General features: G+C 61.7%; 10 protein-coding genes, 4 tRNA genes and 1 rRNA gene. All 15 read left to right on the forward strand.

Going from position 1 to position 18,257, the window contains the following annotated elements; all coding sequences use genetic code 11:
- The first annotated feature begins 283 nt into the window (after positions 1–283).
- Positions 284–396, forward strand: a 5S ribosomal RNA gene (gene rrf, locus CFB46_RS05395).
- Positions 397–2,104: 1,708 nt separating this feature from the next.
- Positions 2,105–2,190: transfer RNA gene (locus CFB46_RS05400), tRNA-Tyr, on the forward strand.
- A gap of 43 nt (positions 2,191–2,233) precedes the next feature.
- Positions 2,234–2,307 (forward strand) — tRNA-Gly (locus tag CFB46_RS05405).
- 22 nt (positions 2,308–2,329) lie between these two features.
- Positions 2,330–2,404 (forward strand) — tRNA-Thr (locus tag CFB46_RS05410).
- 66 nt (positions 2,405–2,470) lie between these two features.
- A complete protein-coding gene (tuf, locus tag CFB46_RS05415) occupies positions 2,471–3,661 on the forward strand; it encodes an elongation factor Tu (protein ID WP_011350666.1) in 1,191 nt (396 codons plus the stop codon).
- Between the two features lie 59 nt (positions 3,662–3,720).
- Positions 3,721–3,796: transfer RNA gene (locus CFB46_RS05420), tRNA-Trp, on the forward strand.
- A gap of 43 nt (positions 3,797–3,839) precedes the next feature.
- Positions 3,840–4,220 carry a preprotein translocase subunit SecE gene (gene secE, locus CFB46_RS05425; protein ID WP_006482892.1) on the forward strand — a complete coding sequence of 127 codons (381 nt, stop codon included), beginning with the start codon at positions 3,840–3,842 and terminating at the stop codon, positions 4,218–4,220.
- Position 4,221: 1 nt separating this feature from the next.
- Entirely contained in the window at positions 4,222–4,779 is a 558-nt protein-coding gene (gene nusG, locus CFB46_RS05430) for a transcription termination/antitermination protein NusG (protein ID WP_006400672.1), read from the forward strand.
- 141 nt (positions 4,780–4,920) lie between these two features.
- On the forward strand, positions 4,921–5,352 hold the full coding sequence (gene rplK / locus CFB46_RS05435; protein WP_006477201.1) for a 50S ribosomal protein L11: 432 nt from the start codon (positions 4,921–4,923) through the stop codon (positions 5,350–5,352).
- Positions 5,353–6,051, forward strand: coding sequence for a 50S ribosomal protein L1 (gene rplA, locus CFB46_RS05440; RefSeq protein ID WP_006482906.1), 699 nt, complete (start codon positions 5,353–5,355; stop codon positions 6,049–6,051).
- Between the two features lie 295 nt (positions 6,052–6,346).
- Entirely contained in the window at positions 6,347–6,844 is a 498-nt protein-coding gene (rplJ, locus tag CFB46_RS05445) for a 50S ribosomal protein L10 (RefSeq protein ID WP_011546647.1), read from the forward strand.
- Positions 6,845–6,907: 63 nt separating this feature from the next.
- Positions 6,908–7,282 (forward strand): 50S ribosomal protein L7/L12, encoded by a 375-nt coding sequence (rplL, locus tag CFB46_RS05450; protein WP_027783299.1) that lies wholly within the window; start codon positions 6,908–6,910, stop codon positions 7,280–7,282.
- Between the two features lie 381 nt (positions 7,283–7,663).
- Positions 7,664–11,770, forward strand: coding sequence for a DNA-directed RNA polymerase subunit beta (gene rpoB, locus CFB46_RS05455; protein ID WP_027783300.1), 4,107 nt, complete (start codon positions 7,664–7,666; stop codon positions 11,768–11,770).
- A gap of 21 nt (positions 11,771–11,791) precedes the next feature.
- Positions 11,792–16,033, forward strand: coding sequence for a DNA-directed RNA polymerase subunit beta' (rpoC, locus tag CFB46_RS05460; RefSeq protein ID WP_027783301.1), 4,242 nt, complete (start codon positions 11,792–11,794; stop codon positions 16,031–16,033).
- 277 nt (positions 16,034–16,310) lie between these two features.
- Positions 16,311–18,158: a DNA helicase RecQ gene (gene recQ / locus CFB46_RS05465; RefSeq protein WP_089499466.1), complete on the forward strand. Its 1,848-nt coding sequence runs from the start codon at positions 16,311–16,313 to the stop codon at positions 18,156–18,158.
- Positions 18,159–18,257: the final 99 nt, after the last annotated feature.

Here is an 18,257-nt window from a genome sequence, read left to right on the forward strand (position 1 = left end):
AAGCGCAGTAATGCGTTCAGCTAACTGATACTAATTGCCCGTAAGGCTTGATCCTATAACAAGTCTGCCTTGTGTCGATGATCGTTAGTGCTTCAGCACTGACGAGCATCCCACGCAGAGCGTCGAGCAGCGAAGCTGATCGATGCGGCGCACCGGTTGAAGTACCGGTGACCTGCGTAGCAAGACGAGACAAGTTGGATTCTCGTGTGTGATACACACAACTCAAAATTACTGCTTCTTCCAAGATTGGTTGCGCTGCGAAGCAACGCAACAACCCCCTTTGCCTGATGACCATAGCGAGTCGGTCCCACCCCTTCCCATCCCGAACAGGACCGTGAAACGACTCTACGCCGATGATAGTGCGGATTCCCGTGTGAAAGTAGGTAATCGTCAGGCTCCCTAAGCCAGAAACCCCCGCCCGACAAGGCGGGGGTTTTTGCATTGGCGCGACGGAAATGCACTTGGCCCGGCGAAGCGCTGTTTGGCACGAGCCGGGTGTCGAAGACGTTGACTCGAGCCAGAACGCGTCCACGAGATTGGCGCAACATGCACCCCGCTTATCGGGGTGTCCGCATGTCCGCATGCCCGTAGCCGGTGTTGCTGAAGTCGCCGTCCTCCTGTCTCTTGTTCGCTCCCGTAGGGCCATCAGATCCGCCATGGGAAATCGCCTTGGCGACTTCCCTAGGACAACCATCCGTCCAGCCTTGCTCGACGCCGACCGCGGTCAGGCGCGGCTAGCCCTCGTCAGCCGATAATCGATCAACATGTGCTGATCACCGGTGTATTGAGCCTATTTTCTGCGAAGATCGATATATGTCGTGTGGCAGCGGAATGGGCCTTGCGTTCGATCTGCTGTCTTCCCCGCGTTGTTGGCAAGGGCGGAAAGGATGTCGCCGCTTCTGGTTCCTCGTCGCATGAATTCGCGCGACCGAACTGCGCTAGAGAGGCGCGATATTGCTATCAAGCGCCGTTTTCGATCCAACTCGCCGTACTTGCCTTGAAAGAGTCTAGCAACACGCCCACGCTTGAGTCGCGGCAAGAAGCGACCCGAGCGAAGGGCGAATCCGGCGGACATTCGTATCAGCTGGACGAAGGGAGCACCCGTCTCGAGTCGCCCTCCTTGCTCCGCTACAAACCTCCATGCGCCCGCTTGCTCCGTAACGACGTTCTTCGGGGTTGAGGCTGCACATGCCACGGCTCCGGTAGCGCGCCGTTCGACGTCGATTGGAAGATCCGACAGCAAGCCTTGGCTGACGCGTCACCGCGGAGCGTAAGAGGCATGCTCAGCGCTTGTGGCATATCGACTGTTGAAGCCAACGCTCGTTGCCTGGATGCGTGGGGCGGGCGCACGTAGGCTGGCAAGCGGTCCAACCGAAGAATCGTCGCGATGGCCTGCCGATGTCCCGCAGGATGAATCCGGCGCTTCCGCATGCCTCGATGTGCTTGGAGTCGTTACTTGGCGGCGACGTGCAGCCAGGCCAGGCTCTCCATAACCTTGCTGCCGCCGCTTCGAGTCTTCTGCTGCTCGGCGCCGCTTCGTTCCGTCGTGCAAGCTGCCCAATGTCGGTATCTGGTCGGCTTATCGCAGCGAATCCTTGGCGTACCCCCGGATCCCAACTGCTTATCGTGCCTACCGGGGAAGCCGTTGAACGCAGCAGTGATCAAATTCGTTGATGGAGCTCCGCCCCCCGCAATTGCCAGGGAGGGCGAAAGCCTTGCCCGCACGCGGCGCCCGGATCGAGCTGCGGTACCGCCTGCAGCGCCTCTTGTAGGGCCGAAGCACCACCGAACCTCCTGCGAGCAACCGCCAGCCAGCTCGCCAAACCGGCCCGGCACGAAAGTTGCGGAAAATTTGTGCCTACCCGCTTGGCATTGTGCGAAAGAGGTCGTATGATGGCGGTCTTTCGTTTTCAGCGCAGATGCAGATCGGCGTTGAAGGCGGAGTCTGACGAAGATGTGGCGCCGATCGGCAACATCTCGCGCTTGCCTTAGCCGGGCGAGGGCGGGGATCGGCGGGAAGCGGAAGTCGGGAAGAGAATGAAAATAATCTTCCGGATGTGCTTGACAGGAGTGCGATGCACCCCCATAATCGTCAGTTCTCTACGGAGGGGTGCCCGAGTGGCTAAAGGGGGCAGACTGTAAATCTGTTGGCTTACGCCTACGTTGGTTCGAATCCAACCTCCTCCACCAAGATATCAGCGCAGTGAGCGGCAAGGAATCGTTAGTGGCCCGTGCGGGTGTAGCTCAATGGTAGAGCAGAAGCCTTCCAAGCTTACGACGAGGGTTCGATTCCCTTCACCCGCTCCAGACCGCTAAGTTGAAGCGTAGCGCCCATGTGGCTCAGTGGTAGAGCACTCCCTTGGTAAGGGAGAGGTCGGCAGTTCGATCCTGCCCATGGGCACCAGCAGTTAAAAGTCAGTGTCTTGTTTGCGCGCGGCGCAACCTGTGAAATTCCTTTTGGGAGTCGAAAATGGCCAAGGGTAAATTTGAGCGGACCAAGCCGCACGTGAACGTTGGTACGATTGGTCACGTTGACCACGGCAAGACGACGCTGACGGCAGCGATCACGACGGTTCTGACGAAGAAGTTCGGCGGCGAAGCGAAGGCATACGACCAGATCGACGCGGCACCGGAAGAAAAGGCGCGCGGCATCACGATCAACACGGCACACGTCGAGTACGAAACGGCTAACCGCCACTACGCTCACGTCGACTGCCCGGGCCACGCTGACTATGTGAAGAACATGATCACGGGCGCAGCGCAGATGGACGGCGCGATCCTGGTTTGCTCGGCAGCAGACGGCCCGATGCCGCAAACGCGCGAGCACATCCTGCTGGCCCGTCAGGTTGGCGTTCCGTACATCATCGTGTTCCTGAACAAGTGCGACATGGTGGACGACGCGGAACTGCTCGAGCTGGTCGAGATGGAAGTTCGCGAGCTCCTGTCGAAGTACGACTTCCCGGGCGACGACACGCCGATCGTGAAGGGTTCGGCGAAGCTGGCGCTGGAAGGCGACACGGGCGAGCTGGGCGAAGTGGCGATCATGAGCCTGGCCGACGCGCTGGACACGTACATCCCGACGCCGGAGCGTGCAGTTGACGGCGCGTTCCTGATGCCGGTGGAAGACGTGTTCTCGATCTCGGGCCGTGGTACGGTGGTGACGGGTCGTGTCGAGCGCGGCATCGTGAAGGTCGGCGAGGAAATCGAAATCGTCGGTATCAAGCCGACGGTGAAGACGACCTGCACGGGCGTTGAAATGTTCCGCAAGCTGCTGGACCAGGGTCAGGCAGGCGACAACGTCGGTATCCTGCTGCGCGGCACGAAGCGTGAAGACGTGGAGCGCGGCCAGGTTCTGGCGAAGCCGGGTTCGATCACGCCGCACACGCACTTCACGGCTGAAGTGTACGTGCTGAGCAAGGACGAAGGCGGCCGTCACACGCCGTTCTTCAACAACTACCGTCCGCAGTTCTACTTCCGTACGACGGACGTGACGGGCTCGATCGAGCTGCCGAAGGACAAGGAAATGGTGATGCCGGGCGACAACGTGTCGATCACGGTGAAGCTGATCGCTCCGATCGCGATGGAAGAAGGTCTGCGCTTCGCGATTCGCGAAGGCGGCCGTACCGTCGGCGCCGGCGTCGTCGCCAAGATCATCGAGTAAGCCAGTTATTCGTTGATCGACAGTTTTGGGGCTGGCAGCAGCCGGCCCCAACATGGTTTAGGGGTATAGCTCAACTGGCAGAGCGTCGGTCTCCAAAACCGAAGGTTGGGGGTTCGATTCCCTCTGCCCCTGCCAAAAAAACGCCACGTATCCTACGTGGCATTTGTTTTAAGGTGTTATGGCGAATCCATCCGTCGAAACTGTAAATACCTCCGGCGATAAGCTGATGCTGGCCCTGGGCGTATTGTTGGTCTTGGCCGGATTCGTGGGCTTCTTCTGGCTGGCCAATCAGCAGTGGTATGTCCGCGGTGCCGCGTTGGCGGTAGGTATCATCGCCGGCGTGGCCGTCGGGCTGATGTCCGCCCCTGGCAAGAGTCTCATCGCGTTTGCCAAGGATTCGTACAAGGAAGTCCGGAAGGTCGTATGGCCCACCCGCAAGGAGGCAACGCAAACCACACTCGTCGTGTTCGGTTTCGTGCTCGTGATGGCGATTTTCCTCTGGTTGAGTGACAAATCGATCGAATGGGTGATTTTCTCGGCGATTCTGGGTTGGAAATGATATGAGCGATACTCCGGCATCCCCGAGCGGAAAACGTTGGTACGTCGTGCACGCCTACTCCGGTATGGAGAAGAGCGTGCAACGTGCGCTTCAGGAGCGCATCGAACGTGCTGGCATGCAGGATAAATTCGGTCAGATCCTGGTCCCGACCGAAGAAGTGGTCGAAGTCAAAGGCGGCCACAAGGCTGTGACCGAGCGTCGTTTCTTCCCCGGCTACGTGCTGGTGGAAATGGAAATGACGGACGAAACGTGGCACCTCGTGAAGAACACCGCGAAGGTCACCGGCTTCGTCGGCGGTGCACGTAACCGCCCGACCCCGATTTCCCCGAAGGAAGTCGAGAAGATCATGTCGCAGATGCAGGAAGGCGTCGAAAAACCGCGCCCGAAGACCCTGTTCGAAGTCGGCGAGATGGTGCGTGTCAAGGAAGGCCCGTTCACGGACTTCAACGGCACCGTCGAAGAAGTCAACTACGAGAAATCGCGCGTGCGTGTGTCGGTCACCATCTTTGGCCGCTCCACCCCGGTCGAGCTCGAGTTCGGTCAGGTCGAAAAAGTTTGATCCCGATTCGGTGGGCAGCCTCGGCTGCCCACCTTCGCGCTTACGGCCCGCGTCATGGCCGTTGAGGAGCGTCAGTAGCCAGCGGCGAAAGCGCGTTATCACTCACCGAACGCCTTCTCCGGCGTTCCAATGAGGTTTGAAATGGCAAAGAAGATTATCGGCTTTATCAAGCTGCAGATCCCTGCAGGTAAAGCCAACCCGTCGCCGCCGGTCGGTCCGGCACTGGGCCAGCGCGGCCTGAACATCATGGAGTTCTGCAAGGCGTTCAACGCGCAGACTCAAGGCATGGAGCCGGGTCTGCCGGTGCCGGTGGTCATCACGGCATTCGCTGACAAGAGCTTCACGTTCGTGATGAAGACGCCGCCGGCGACCGTCCTGATCAAGAAGGCGGCGAAGGTGGACAAGGGCTCGAGCAAGCCGCACACCGACAAGGTCGGTTCGATCACGCGCGCTCAAGCCGAAGAAATCGCGAAGACCAAGATGCCGGACCTTACGGCAGCTGATCTGGACGCAGCCGTTCGCACCATCGCTGGTAGCGCACGCTCGATGGGTATCACTGTGGAGGGCGTGTAAATGGCTAAGATCTCCAAGCGCCGTCAGGCATTTGCCGCCAAGGTCGACCGTCAGAAGCTGTACGCGATCGAAGACGCACTGAGCCTCGTGAAGGAATGCGCGAGCGCGAAGTTCGACGAGTCGATCGACGTCGCAGTCCAGCTCGGCATCGATGCGAAGAAGTCGGACCAGGTCGTTCGTGGTTCGGTCGTTCTGCCGGCAGGTACGGGCAAGTCGGTTCGCGTTGCCGTGTTCGCGCAAGGCGAAAAGGCCGAGCAGGCTCGTGCAGCAGGCGCGGAAATCGTCGGTATGGAAGACCTGGCCGAGCAGATCAAGGCTGGCCAGATGGACTTCGACATCGTGATCGCTTCGCCGGACACGATGCGTATCGTCGGTACGCTCGGCCAGATCCTCGGCCCGCGCGGCCTGATGCCGAACCCGAAGGTCGGTACGGTCACGCCGGACGTCGCAACCGCCGTCAAGAACGCGAAGGCTGGTCAGGTGCAATTCCGTGTCGACAAGGCCGGTATCATCCACGCGACCATCGGCCGTGCATCGTTCGAGCCGACCGCGCTGCGTTCGAACCTGTCGGCGCTGATCGAAGCGCTGCAGAAGGCAAAGCCGGCAACGAGCAAGGGCGTGTACCTGCGCAAGATCGCACTGTCGAGCACGATGGGCGTCGGCGTGCGTGTCGACCAGGCTACGCTGGCAGCACAGTAAGCAAGTATTCGGGCCGCTTCGTTCGCGAAGCGGCCTACATGGGCTTTGGGCGGTTGTTCGTGCAACAGGGCGGACAACCGGTTATCAAAGACCGTTGGTGGGGCGCAGCAGTCAGGTGATCCCTTAATTCAAGCCAACGCAGATGGCGAACCCGAAAAAGTTTTGCAGTGGTGAAGCCGCAGGCCGCGAAGCGATTCGCGGCGTGAGGTGGAAATACTCCTAACGAGGTCGGACGCCGTTGTTGAACGAGGTACGTGAGGTTTCGTGCCCAACGTATCGTTTCTGGAGGCTAACCGTGCCGCTTAATAGAGAAGACAAGCAAGCCGTCGTCGCTGAGGTTTCCGCGCAAGTCGCGAAGGCCCAGACCGTTGTGCTGGCTGAGTATCGTGGAATTGCGGTTGGCGATCTGACCAAGCTGCGCGCGAAAGCGCGTGAGCAACAGGTTTACCTGCGCGTGTTGAAGAACACGCTGGCGCGTCGCGCTGTCGAAGGTACGCCTTTTGCTCCGCTGGCAGAGCAGATGACTGGTCCGCTGATCTACGGCATCTCGGAAGATGCAATTGCTGCTGCTAAGGTCGTCAACGACTTCAGCAAGAGCAATGAAAAGTTGGTCATCAAGGCTGGTTCGTTCGATGGCAAGGTGATGGACAAGGCTGGCGTGCAAGCGCTGGCAAGCATCCCGAGCCGCGAAGAACTGCTCTCGAAGCTGCTGTTCGTTATGCAATCGCCTGTTTCGGGCTTCGCGCGTGCTCTCGCCGCGCTGGCCGAGAAGAAGCAAGCGGAAGCTGCGTAAGCGAACGTGCATCAGCGCTACTGATCGCTGGCTGTATCCGAATTCAATTTAGGAGTATTTCAAATGGCAATCGCAAAAGAAGACATCCTGGCAGCAGTCGAAGGGATGACCGTTCTGGAACTGAACGAACTGGTCAAGGCGTTCGAAGAGAAGTTTGGCGTGTCGGCAGCTGCAGTGGCAGTCGCTGGCCCGGCAGGCGGCGGCGCAGCTGCTGCAGCAGAAGAGAAGACCGAATTCACGGTCGTCCTGGCTGAAGCCGGCGCCAACAAGGTTTCGGTCATCAAGGCCGTTCGCGAACTGACGGGCCTGGGCCTGAAGGAAGCGAAGGACCTGGTTGACGGTGCACCGAAGGCTGTCAAGGAAGGCGTCGACAAGGCTGCTGCTGAAGAAGCCAAGAAGAAGCTGGAAGAAGCTGGCGCGAAGGTCGAAGTCAAGTAAGTTTCGGCGCGCTGTGCGAAGGCTGGCGGTATTTTCACCGCCGGCCTTTTTGTGCTTTGTGGGGACGTTATTCTGGCACTCATTCGGGAGCCCGAATAATCGGCCCCAGAAGCCAAAGAAAACCGCCTGATCGTTGTGATGAATCACTTACGATTGGCGGTTCTCTTTGTCTTCTGAAGCGACTGCAGAAGGCAAGTTTGGTCGGGTAGCGGGCAACATAGGCATCCGCTGCCGTCAGCCAGCGGTTGGTAGCGGCCAACCACCAAGCTTCTCGGCTCGTTCAAGCCGTCGAACGGCCATCGGGTCTCAGTCGGTGAACACTCGGGTTTGAAACGTCCAGGTATTCCGCCTCGATAGCACCCGCCGTGATTCGGAGATCGTATGCAATATTCCTTCACCGAGAAGAAGCGCATTCGCAAGAGTTTCGCGAAGCGCCCCATCGTTCACCAAGTTCCGTTCTTGCTGGCTACTCAGCTTGAATCATTCAGCACGTTTCTGCAAGCCGATGTGCCGGCGACACAACGCAAGCCTGAAGGTTTGCAGGCCGCGTTCACATCGGTATTTCCCATTGTTTCGCACAACGGTTTCGCGCGCCTCGAGTTCGTGAGCTATGCGCTGTCCTCGCCGGCATTCAACATCAAGGAATGCCAGCAGCGTGGCCTGACGTACTGCTCCGCGCTGCGCGCGAAGGTCCGCCTCGTCATCCTCGACAAGGAATCGCCGAACAAGCCGGTCGTCAAGGAAGTGAAGGAGCAGGAAGTGTACATGGGCGAAATTCCGCTCATGACGCCGACGGGCTCGTTCGTCATCAACGGCACCGAGCGTGTCATCGTCTCGCAGCTGCACCGTTCGCCGGGCGTGTTCTTCGAACACGACAAGGGCAAGACGCACAGCTCGGGCAAGCTGCTGTTCTCGGCACGGATCATTCCGTACCGCGGCTCGTGGCTCGACTTCGAATTCGATCCGAAGGACATCCTGTACTTCCGCGTCGACCGTCGCCGCAAGATGCCGGTCACGATCCTGCTGAAGGCCATCGGTCTGACGCCGGAACAGATCCTCGCGAACTTCTTCGTGTTCGACAACTTCACGCTGATGGACGAAGGCGCGCAACTCGAGTTCGTGCCCGAGCGCCTGCGCGGTGAAGTCGCGCGTTTCGACATCACGGATCGCGACGGCAAGGTCATCGTCCAGAAGGACAAGCGGATCAACGCGAAGCACATTCGCGACCTCGAAGCCGCGAAGACCAAGTTCATCTCGGTGCCGGAAGACTATCTGCTCGGCCGCGTGCTGGCGAAGAACGTCGTCGACGGCGACACCGGCGAAGTGATCGCGAGCGCGAACGACGAAGTCACGGAAAGCGTGCTCGAGAAGCTGCGCGAAGCCGGTATCAAGGACATCCAGACGCTCTACACGAACGATCTGGATCAAGGTCCGTACATCTCGTCGACGCTGCGTGTCGACGAAACGACCGACAGGACGGCCGCGCGCATTGCGATCTACCGCATGATGCGCCCGGGCGAGCCGCCGACCGAGGAAGCGGTCGAGGCCCTGTTCAACCGCCTGTTCTACAGCGAAGAAGCGTACGACCTGTCGAAGGTCGGCCGCATGAAGTTCAACCGCCGCGTCGGCCGTGACGAGATCGTCGGCCCGATGACGCTGCAGGACGACGACATCCTCGCGACGATCAAGATCCTCGTCGAGCTGCGCAACGGCAAGGGCGAAGTGGACGACATCGACCACCTCGGCAACCGTCGCGTGCGTTGCGTCGGCGAACTGGCGGAAAACCAGTTCCGCGCGGGTCTCGTGCGTGTCGAGCGCGCGGTCAAGGAACGCCTCGGCCAGGCCGAAAGCGAAAACCTGATGCCGCACGACCTGATCAACTCGAAGCCGATTTCGTCGGCGATTCGCGAGTTCTTCGGTTCGTCGCAGCTGTCGCAGTTTATGGACCAGACCAACCCGCTGTCGGAAATCACGCACAAGCGACGTGTTTCCGCACTGGGCCCGGGCGGTCTGACGCGCGAGCGCGCAGGCTTCGAAGTCCGCGACGTGCACCCGACCCACTACGGCCGCGTGTGCCCGATCGAAACGCCGGAAGGTCCGAACATCGGCCTGATCAACTCGCTCGCACTGTACGCGCACCTGAACGAGTACGGCTTCCTCGAGACGCCGTACCGCAAGGTCGTGGACAGCAAGGTGACCGACCAGATCGACTACCTGTCGGCGATCGAGGAAGGCCGCTACATGATCGCTCAGGCGAACGCCGCGATCGACGAGAACGGCCAGCTGATCGACGAACTCGTGTCGTCGCGCGAAGCCGGCGAAACGATGATGGTCACGCCGGATCGTATCCAGTACATGGACGTCGCGCCGTCGCAGATCGTGTCGGTGGCGGCATCGCTGATTCCGTTCCTCGAGCACGATGACGCGAACCGTGCACTGATGGGTTCGAACATGCAGCGTCAGGCCGTGCCGTGTCTGCGTCCGGAAAAGCCGGTCGTCGGGACGGGCATCGAGCGCACCTGCGCGGTCGACTCGGGTACGACGGTCCAGGCGTTCCGCGGCGGCGTCGTCGACTATGTCGACGCAGGCCGTATCGTGATTCGCGTGAACGACGACGAAGCGGTCGCGGGTGAAGTCGGTGTCGACATCTACAACCTGATCAAGTACACGCGTTCGAACCAGAACACGAACATCAACCAGCGTCCGATCGTGAAGATGGGCGACAAGGTCTCGCGCGGCGACGTGCTGGCCGACGGCGCCTCGACGGACCTGGGCGAGCTCGCGCTCGGTCAGAACATGCTGATCGCGTTCATGCCGTGGAACGGCTACAACTTCGAGGATTCGATCCTGATCTCGGAGAAGGTGGTCGCGGACGATCGCTACACGTCGATCCACATCGAAGAGCTGAACGTCGTTGCACGCGACACGAAGCTCGGGCCGGAAGAAATCACGCGCGACATCTCGAACCTGGCGGAAGTCCAGCTCGGCCGTCTCGACGAATCGGGCATCGTGTACATCGGTGCGGAAGTCGAAGCAGGCGACGTGCTGGTCGGCAAGGTCACGCCGAAGGGCGAGACCCAGCTGACGCCGGAAGAGAAGCTGCTGCGCGCGATCTTCGGCGAGAAGGCTTCGGACGTGAAGGACACGTCGTTGCGCGTGCCGTCGGGCATGAGCGGTACCGTGATCGACGTCCAGGTGTTCACGCGTGAAGGCATCCAGCGCGACAAGCGTGCGCAACAGATCATCGACGACGAACTGAAGCGTTACCGTCTCGACCTGAACGACCAGCTGCGCATCGTGGAAGGCGACGCGTTCCAGCGTCTGGCGCGCATGCTCGTGGGCAAGGTCGCGAACGGCGGTCCGAAGAAGCTCGCGAAGGGCACGAAGATCGACCAGGCTTACCTGGAAGACCTCGACCACTACCACTGGTTCGACATCCGCCTCGCGGACGACGAAGCAGCGGCGCAGCTCGAAGCGATCAAGAACTCGATCGAGGAAAAGCGTCACCAGTTCGACCTCGCGTTCGAAGAGAAGCGCAAGAAGCTCACGCAAGGCGACGAACTGCCGCCGGGCGTGCTGAAGATGGTCAAGGTGTACCTCGCGGTGAAGCGCCGCCTGCAGCCTGGCGACAAGATGGCGGGCCGTCACGGTAACAAGGGTGTCGTGTCGAAGATCGTCCCGATCGAAGACATGCCGTACATGGCCGACGGCCGTCCGGCAGACGTCGTGCTGAACCCGCTCGGCGTGCCGTCGCGGATGAACGTGGGTCAGGTTCTGGAAGTGCACCTCGGCTGGGCCGCGAAGGGCCTCGGCTGGCGTATCGGCGAAATGCTGCAACGCCAGGCGAAGATCGAGGAACTGCGCGTGTTCCTGACGAAGATCTACAACGAGTCGGGCCGCCAGGAAGATCTGGAAAGCTTCACCGACGACGAGATCCTCGAACTCGCGAAGAACCTGCGCGAAGGCGTGCCGTTCGCAACGCCGGTGTTCGACGGTGCGACCGAGGAAGAAATGGGCAAGATGCTCAACCTCGCGTTCCCGGACGACATCGCCGAACAGCTCGGCATGAACCCGTCGAAGAACCAGGTCCGCCTGTACGACGGCCGCACGGGTGAAATGTTCGAACGTCGCGTGACGCTCGGCTACATGCACTACCTGAAGCTGCACCACTTGGTCGACGACAAGATGCACGCGCGTTCGACCGGCCCGTACTCGCTCGTCACGCAGCAGCCGCTGGGTGGTAAGGCGCAGTTCGGTGGCCAGCGTTTCGGTGAAATGGAAGTGTGGGCACTCGAAGCGTACGGCGCGTCCTACGTGCTGCAGGAAATGCTGACGGTGAAGTCGGACGACGTGACCGGCCGGACGAAGGTGTACGAAAACCTCGTCAAGGGCGACCACGTCATCGATGCAGGCATGCCGGAATCCTTCAACGTGCTCGTGAAGGAAATCCGCTCGCTCGGTATCGATATCGATCTCGACCGCAATTAATCGGACTACGGAGAGAAAGCAATGAAAGCTCTGCTCGATCTATTCAAGCAAGTCCAACAGGAAGAAGTTTTCGACGCGATCAAGATCGGTCTGGCCTCGCCCGACAAGATCCGTTCGTGGTCGTTCGGCGAAGTGAAGAAGCCGGAGACCATCAACTACCGTACGTTCAAGCCGGAACGCGATGGTCTCTTCTGCGCGAAGATCTTCGGGCCGATCAAGGACTACGAGTGCCTGTGCGGCAAGTACAAGCGTCTGAAGCACCGCGGCGTGATCTGCGAGAAGTGCGGCGTCGAAGTGACGCTGGCGAAGGTGCGTCGCGAACGCATGGGCCACATCGAACTGGCCTCGCCGGTCGCGCACATCTGGTTCCTGAAGTCGCTGCCGTCGCGTCTGGGCATGGTGCTCGACATGACGCTGCGCGACATCGAACGCGTGCTGTACTTCGAAGCCTATGTGGTGATCGAACCGGGCATGACGCCGCTGAAGGCGCGGCAGATCATGACCGAAGAGGATTACTACAACAAGGTCGAGGAATACGGCGACGAATTCCGTGCCGAAATGGGCGCGGAAGGCGTGCGTGAACTGCTGCGCGCGATCAACATCGACGAGCAGGTCGAGACGCTGCGCACCGAGCTGAAGAACACCGGCTCGGAAGCGAAGATCAAGAAGTACGCGAAGCGCCTGAAGGTCCTCGAGGCATTCCAGCGCTCGGGCATCAAGCCCGAGTGGATGATCCTCGAAGTGCTGCCGGTGCTGCCGCCGGAACTGCGTCCGCTCGTGCCGCTGGACGGCGGCCGTTTCGCGACGTCGGACCTGAACGACCTGTATCGCCGCGTGATCAACCGTAACAACCGGTTGAAGCGTCTGCTCGAGCTGAAGGCGCCTGAAATCATCGTCCGCAACGAAAAGCGGATGCTGCAGGAAGCCGTCGACTCGCTGCTCGACAACGGTCGTCGCGGCAAGGCGATGACGGGCGCGAACAAGCGTCCGCTGAAGTCGCTCGCCGACATGATCAAGGGCAAGGGCGGCCGTTTCCGTCAGAACCTGCTGGGCAAGCGCGTCGACTACTCGGGCCGTTCGGTCATCGTGGTCGGCCCGACGCTGAAGCTGCACCAGTGCGGTCTGCCGAAGCTGATGGCGCTCGAACTGTTCAAGCCGTTCATCTTCAACAAGCTGGAAGTGATGGGCGTCGCCACGACCATCAAGGCTGCGAAGAAGGAAGTCGAGAACCAGACGCCGGTGGTGTGGGACATCCTCGAAGAGGTGATCCGCGAGCACCCGGTGATGCTGAACCGTGCGCCGACGCTGCACCGTCTCGGTATCCAGGCGTTCGAGCCGGTGCTGATCGAAGGCAAGGCAATCCAGCTGCACCCGCTCGTCTGCGCGGCGTTCAACGCCGACTTCGACGGTGACCAGATGGCCGTTCACGTGCCGCTGTCGCTCGAAGCGCAGATGGAAGCGCGCACGCTGATGCTCGCGTCGAACAACGTGCTGTTCCCGGCCAACGGCGATCCGTCGATCGTGCCGTCGCAGGATATCGTGCTGGGTCTGTACTACGCGACCCGCGAAGCGATCAACGGCAAGGGCGAAGGCCTGTCGTTCACGGGCGTGTCGGAAGTCATCCGCGCGTACGAGAACAAGGAAGTCGAGCTGGCCTCGCGCGTCAACGTCCGGATCACCGAAATGGTCCGCAACGAAGACACGTCGGAAGGCGCGCCGCAGTTCGTGCCGAAGATCTCGCTGTACGCGACGACCGTCGGTCGCGCGATCCTGTCGGAGATCCTGCCGCACGGCCTGCCGTTCTCGGTGCTGAACAAGCCGCTGAAGAAGAAGGAAATCTCGCGCCTGATCAACACGGCGTTCCGCAAGTGCGGTCTGCGCGCGACGGTGGTGTTCGCCGATCAGCTGATGCAGTCGGGTTTCCGTCTGGCGACGCGCGCCGGCATCTCGATCTGCGTGGACGACATGCTCGTGCCGCCGCAGAAGGAAACGATCGTCGGCGACGCCGCGAAGAAGGTGAAGGAGTACGACCGCCAGTACATGTCGGGTCTCGTCACCGCGCAGGAACGCTACAACAACGTGGTCGACATCTGGTCGGCAACGTCGGAAGCGGTCGGCAAGGCGATGATGGAGCAGCTGTCGACGGAGCCGGTGACGGACCGCGACGGCAACGAGACGCGCCAGGAGTCGTTCAACTCGATCTACATGATGGCCGACTCGGGCGCCCGGGGTTCGGCGGTTCAGATTCGTCAGCTGGCCGGTATGCGTGGCCTGATGGCGAAGCCGGACGGCTCGATTATCGAGACGCCGATTACCGCGAACTTCCGCGAAGGTCTGAACGTGTTGCAGTACTTCATCTCGACCCACGGTGCACGTAAGGGTCTGGCTGATACGGCACTGAAGACCGCGAACTCGGGTTACCTGACGCGTCGTCTCGTCGACGTCACGCAGGATCTGGTCGTGGTGGAAGACGATTGCGGCACGTCGAACGGCGTGGCGATGAAGGCGCTCGTCGAAGGCGGTGAAGTCGTCGAAGCGCTGCGCGACCGTATCCTCGGCCGCGTCGCGGTGGCGGATGTCGTGAATCCGGAAACGCAGGAAACGCTGTACGAATCGGGTACGCTGCTCGACGAAACGGCGGTCGAGGAAATCGAACGCCTCGGCATCGACGAAGTGCGCGTGCGCACGCCGCTGACCTGCGAAACGCGTTACGGCCTGTGCGCGGCCTGCTACGGCCGCGACCTCGGCCGCGGCTCGCTGGTGAACGTCGGCGAAGCAGTCGGCGTGATCGCGGCGCAGTCGATCGGCGAACCGGGCACGCAGCTGACGATGCGGACGTTCCACATCGGTGGTGCGGCATCGCGTGCGGCAGTGGCTTCGTCGGTCGAAGCGAAGAGCAACGGTATCGTCCGCTTCACGGCGACGATGCGCTACGTCACGAACGCGAAGGGCGAGCAGATCGTCATTTCCCGTTCGGGCGAAGCGATGATCACCGACGACTTCGGTCGCGAGCGCGAGCGTCACAAAGTGCCGTACGGCGCGACGCTGCTGCAGCTCGACGGCGCGACCATCAAGGCCGGCACGCAGCTCGCCACGTGGGATCCGCTGACGCGTCCGATCATCACCGAGTACGGTGGTACGGTGAAGTTCGAGAACGTCGAGGAAGGCGTGACCGTCGCGAAGCAGATCGACGACGTGACCGGCCTGTCGACGCTGGTCGTGATCGACGTGAAGCGCCGCGGTTCGCAGGCTTCGAAGAGCGTGCGTCCGCAGGTGAAGCTGCTCGACGCGAACGGCGAGGAAGTGAAGATTCCGGGCACGGAGCACGCGGTGCAGATCGGCTTCCAGGTCGGCGCACTGATCACCGTGAAGGATGGCCAGCAGGTGCAGGTCGGTGAAGTGCTCGCACGTATCCCGACCGAAGCGCAGAAGACGCGTGACATTACCGGCGGTCTGCCGCGGGTGGCGGAACTGTTCGAAGCGCGTTCGCCGAAGGATGCCGGCATTCTCGCGGAAGTCACCGGTACGACGTCGTTCGGTAAGGATACGAAGGGCAAGCAGCGTCTCGTCATCACGGATCTCGAGGGCAACCAGCACGAGTTCCTGATCGCGAAGGAAAAGCAGGTTCTGGTTCACGATGCCCAGGTCGTCAACAAGGGCGAAATGATCGTGGACGGTCCGGCCGATCCGCACGACATCCTGCGTCTGCAGGGTATCGAGGCGCTGTCGCGCTACATCGTCGACGAAGTGCAGGACGTGTACCGTCTGCAGGGCGTGAAGATCAACGACAAGCACATCGAGGTGATCGTTCGCCAGATGCTGCGTCGTGTGCAGATCACCGACAACGGCGATACGCGCTTCATCCCGGGCGAACAGGTCGAGCGTTCCGACATGCTGGACGAGAACGATCGCATGATCGCCGAGGGCAAGCGTCCGGCTTCGTACGACAACGTGCTGCTCGGTATCACGAAGGCTTCGCTGTCGACCGACTCGTTCATCTCCGCGGCATCGTTCCAGGAAACGACCCGCGTGCTGACCGAAGCGGCGATCATGGGCAAGCGCGACGATCTGCGCGGCCTGAAGGAAAACGTGATCGTCGGCCGTCTGATTCCGGCCGGTACGGGTCTCGCGTTCCACAAGGCACGCAAGGCGAAGGAATCGTCGGATCGCGAGCGTTTCGACCAGATCGCAGCGGAAGAGGCATTCGACTTCGGCACGCCGAGCGCGCCGGCGGAAGAGCCGCAACACCCGGCAGCCGAGTAAGCGAGGGGCGGCGCAAGCCGCCTTACCTTGCTATCATCGCTGTCACCGAAACCGCCCGGTTCTGCCGGGCGGTTTTTTTTCATCCTTCGTTCACGTGCATGACGTGCCTGCGCACCGCCGGCGCATGCCTCGCGATCGCGTCCGGTACGGGCGCTGCAGGCTCGTGATGCACGCGAACGAACCCTGACCGAACGGCCAACATCGCGCGATTCGCCACGCGTCGCGCGAGCGGGTTGTTAAAATCGCGGTCATCGCTTAGCCGTCCCTGTTCTCATTCATGTCCCGCGCCCTCGAAATACTCGACGAAGTCTTTGGTTATTCCGCCTTTCGCGGCCAGCAGGGCGAGATCGTCGAGCACGTCGCCGGCGGCGGCGATTGTCTCGTGCTGATGCCGACCGGCGGCGGCAAGTCGCTGTGCTACCAGATCCCCGCGCTGCTGCGCCGCGAGGCCGGGCAGGGCGCCGGCATCGTCGTGTCGCCGCTGATCGCGCTGATGCAGGACCAGGTCGCCGCGTTGAGCGAAGTCGGCGTGCGCGCGGCCTACCTGAATTCGACGCTGTCGGGCGCCGAGGCCGCGGCCACCGAGCGTGCGCTGCGCGAGGGCGAAATCGACCTGCTGTACGTCGCGCCGGAGCGGTTGATGACGGGACGCTTCCTCGAACTGATCGAGCGCGCGAAGATCGGCCTGTTCGCGATCGACGAAGCGCACTGCGTGTCGCAATGGGGGCACGATTTCCGCCCGGAATACATCCAGTTGTCGGTGCTGCACGAGCGCTTCCCGTCGGTGCCGCGCATCGCGCTGACCGCCACGGCCGATGCGATCACGCGCGACGAGATCATTCATCGTCTCGCGCTCGACGACGCACGCGTGTTCGTGTCGAGCTTCGACCGGCCGAACATCCGCTACCGGATCGTCGAAAAGGACAACGCGCGCTCGCAGCTGCTCGATTTCATTCGCGCCGAGCACACGAATGCCGACGGCACGACGGACGCGGGTGTCGTCTATTGCCTGTCGCGCCGCAAGGTCGAGGAAACGGCCGAATGGCTGAAGGCGCAGGGCGTGCGCGCGCTGCCGTATCACGCGGGAATGGAGTTCGAGGTGCGGCAGAAGCATCAGGAAATGTTCCAGCGCGAGGAAGGCATCGTGATGTGCGCGACGATCGCGTTCGGCATGGGCATCGACAAGCCCGACGTGCGTTTTGTCGCGCACCTCGATTTGCCGAAGAGCGTCGAAGGCTACTACCAGGAAACCGGTCGCGCGGGCCGCGACGGGATGCCCGCGAACGCGTGGATGGCGTATGGCCTCGGCGACGTCGTCCAGCAGCGCAAGATGATCGACGAGTCCGATGCGGACGACGCGCACAAGCGCGTGCAGACGTCGAAGCTCGATGCGCTGCTCGGCTTGTGCGAGACGATCTCGTGCCGCCGCGTGCGGCTGCTGAACTACTTCGGCGAGGCGAGCCAGCCGTGCGGCAACTGCGACACGTGCCTCGAGCCGCCCGATTCGTGGGACGCGACGCGCGAGGCGCAGATGGCGCTGTCGTGCGTGTTCCGCGCGCAGCGCGCGAGCGGCTTCAATTTCGGTTCCAGCCACCTGATCGAGATCCTGCGCGGCGGGCGCACCGAGAAGGTGTTGCAGCGCGGCCACGACCAGCTCAGCACGTTCGGAATCGGCGCGGCGCTGTCCGAGCCCGAATGGCGCGCGATTTTCCGGCAGCTGGTCGCGTACGGCTACCTGGCCGTCGACCATGGCGGCTTCGGCGCGCTGATGCTGACCGAGGCCGCGAAGCCCGTGCTGAAGAACGAGGAAAAGGTCACGCTGCGCCGCTACGTGAAGCCGCAACGCACCCGCCAGTCGTCGAGCCGCAGCGGCACGCGCGTCGATCCGACGGCCGGCATGGGCGCCCGCGAGCGTGCCCGGTGGGATGCGCTGCGCGCATGGCGCGCGGAAACCGCGAAGACCGACGGCGTGCCGGCCTACGTGATTTTCCACGACGCGACGCTCGCCGAAATCGCGCGCAACGCGCCGGAGACGATCGACGACCTCCGCCACATCCCCGGCATGGGCGTGCGCAAGCTCGAGCGCTTCGGCGACGAGATCATCGACGTCGTCGAATCGGCCTGACACAGGTGTTCCGCCCCCTTCTGTAAACCGCGCGGTGGGCCGGCAAATCACGCAAGCCGTTGACTTAGTTGGTATTTCCGGAATATTATGTTGGGTTCC

The organism is Burkholderia sp. HI2761, from assembly GCF_002223355.1.
In the GTDB taxonomy this organism is placed as follows: domain Bacteria; phylum Pseudomonadota; class Gammaproteobacteria; order Burkholderiales; family Burkholderiaceae; genus Burkholderia.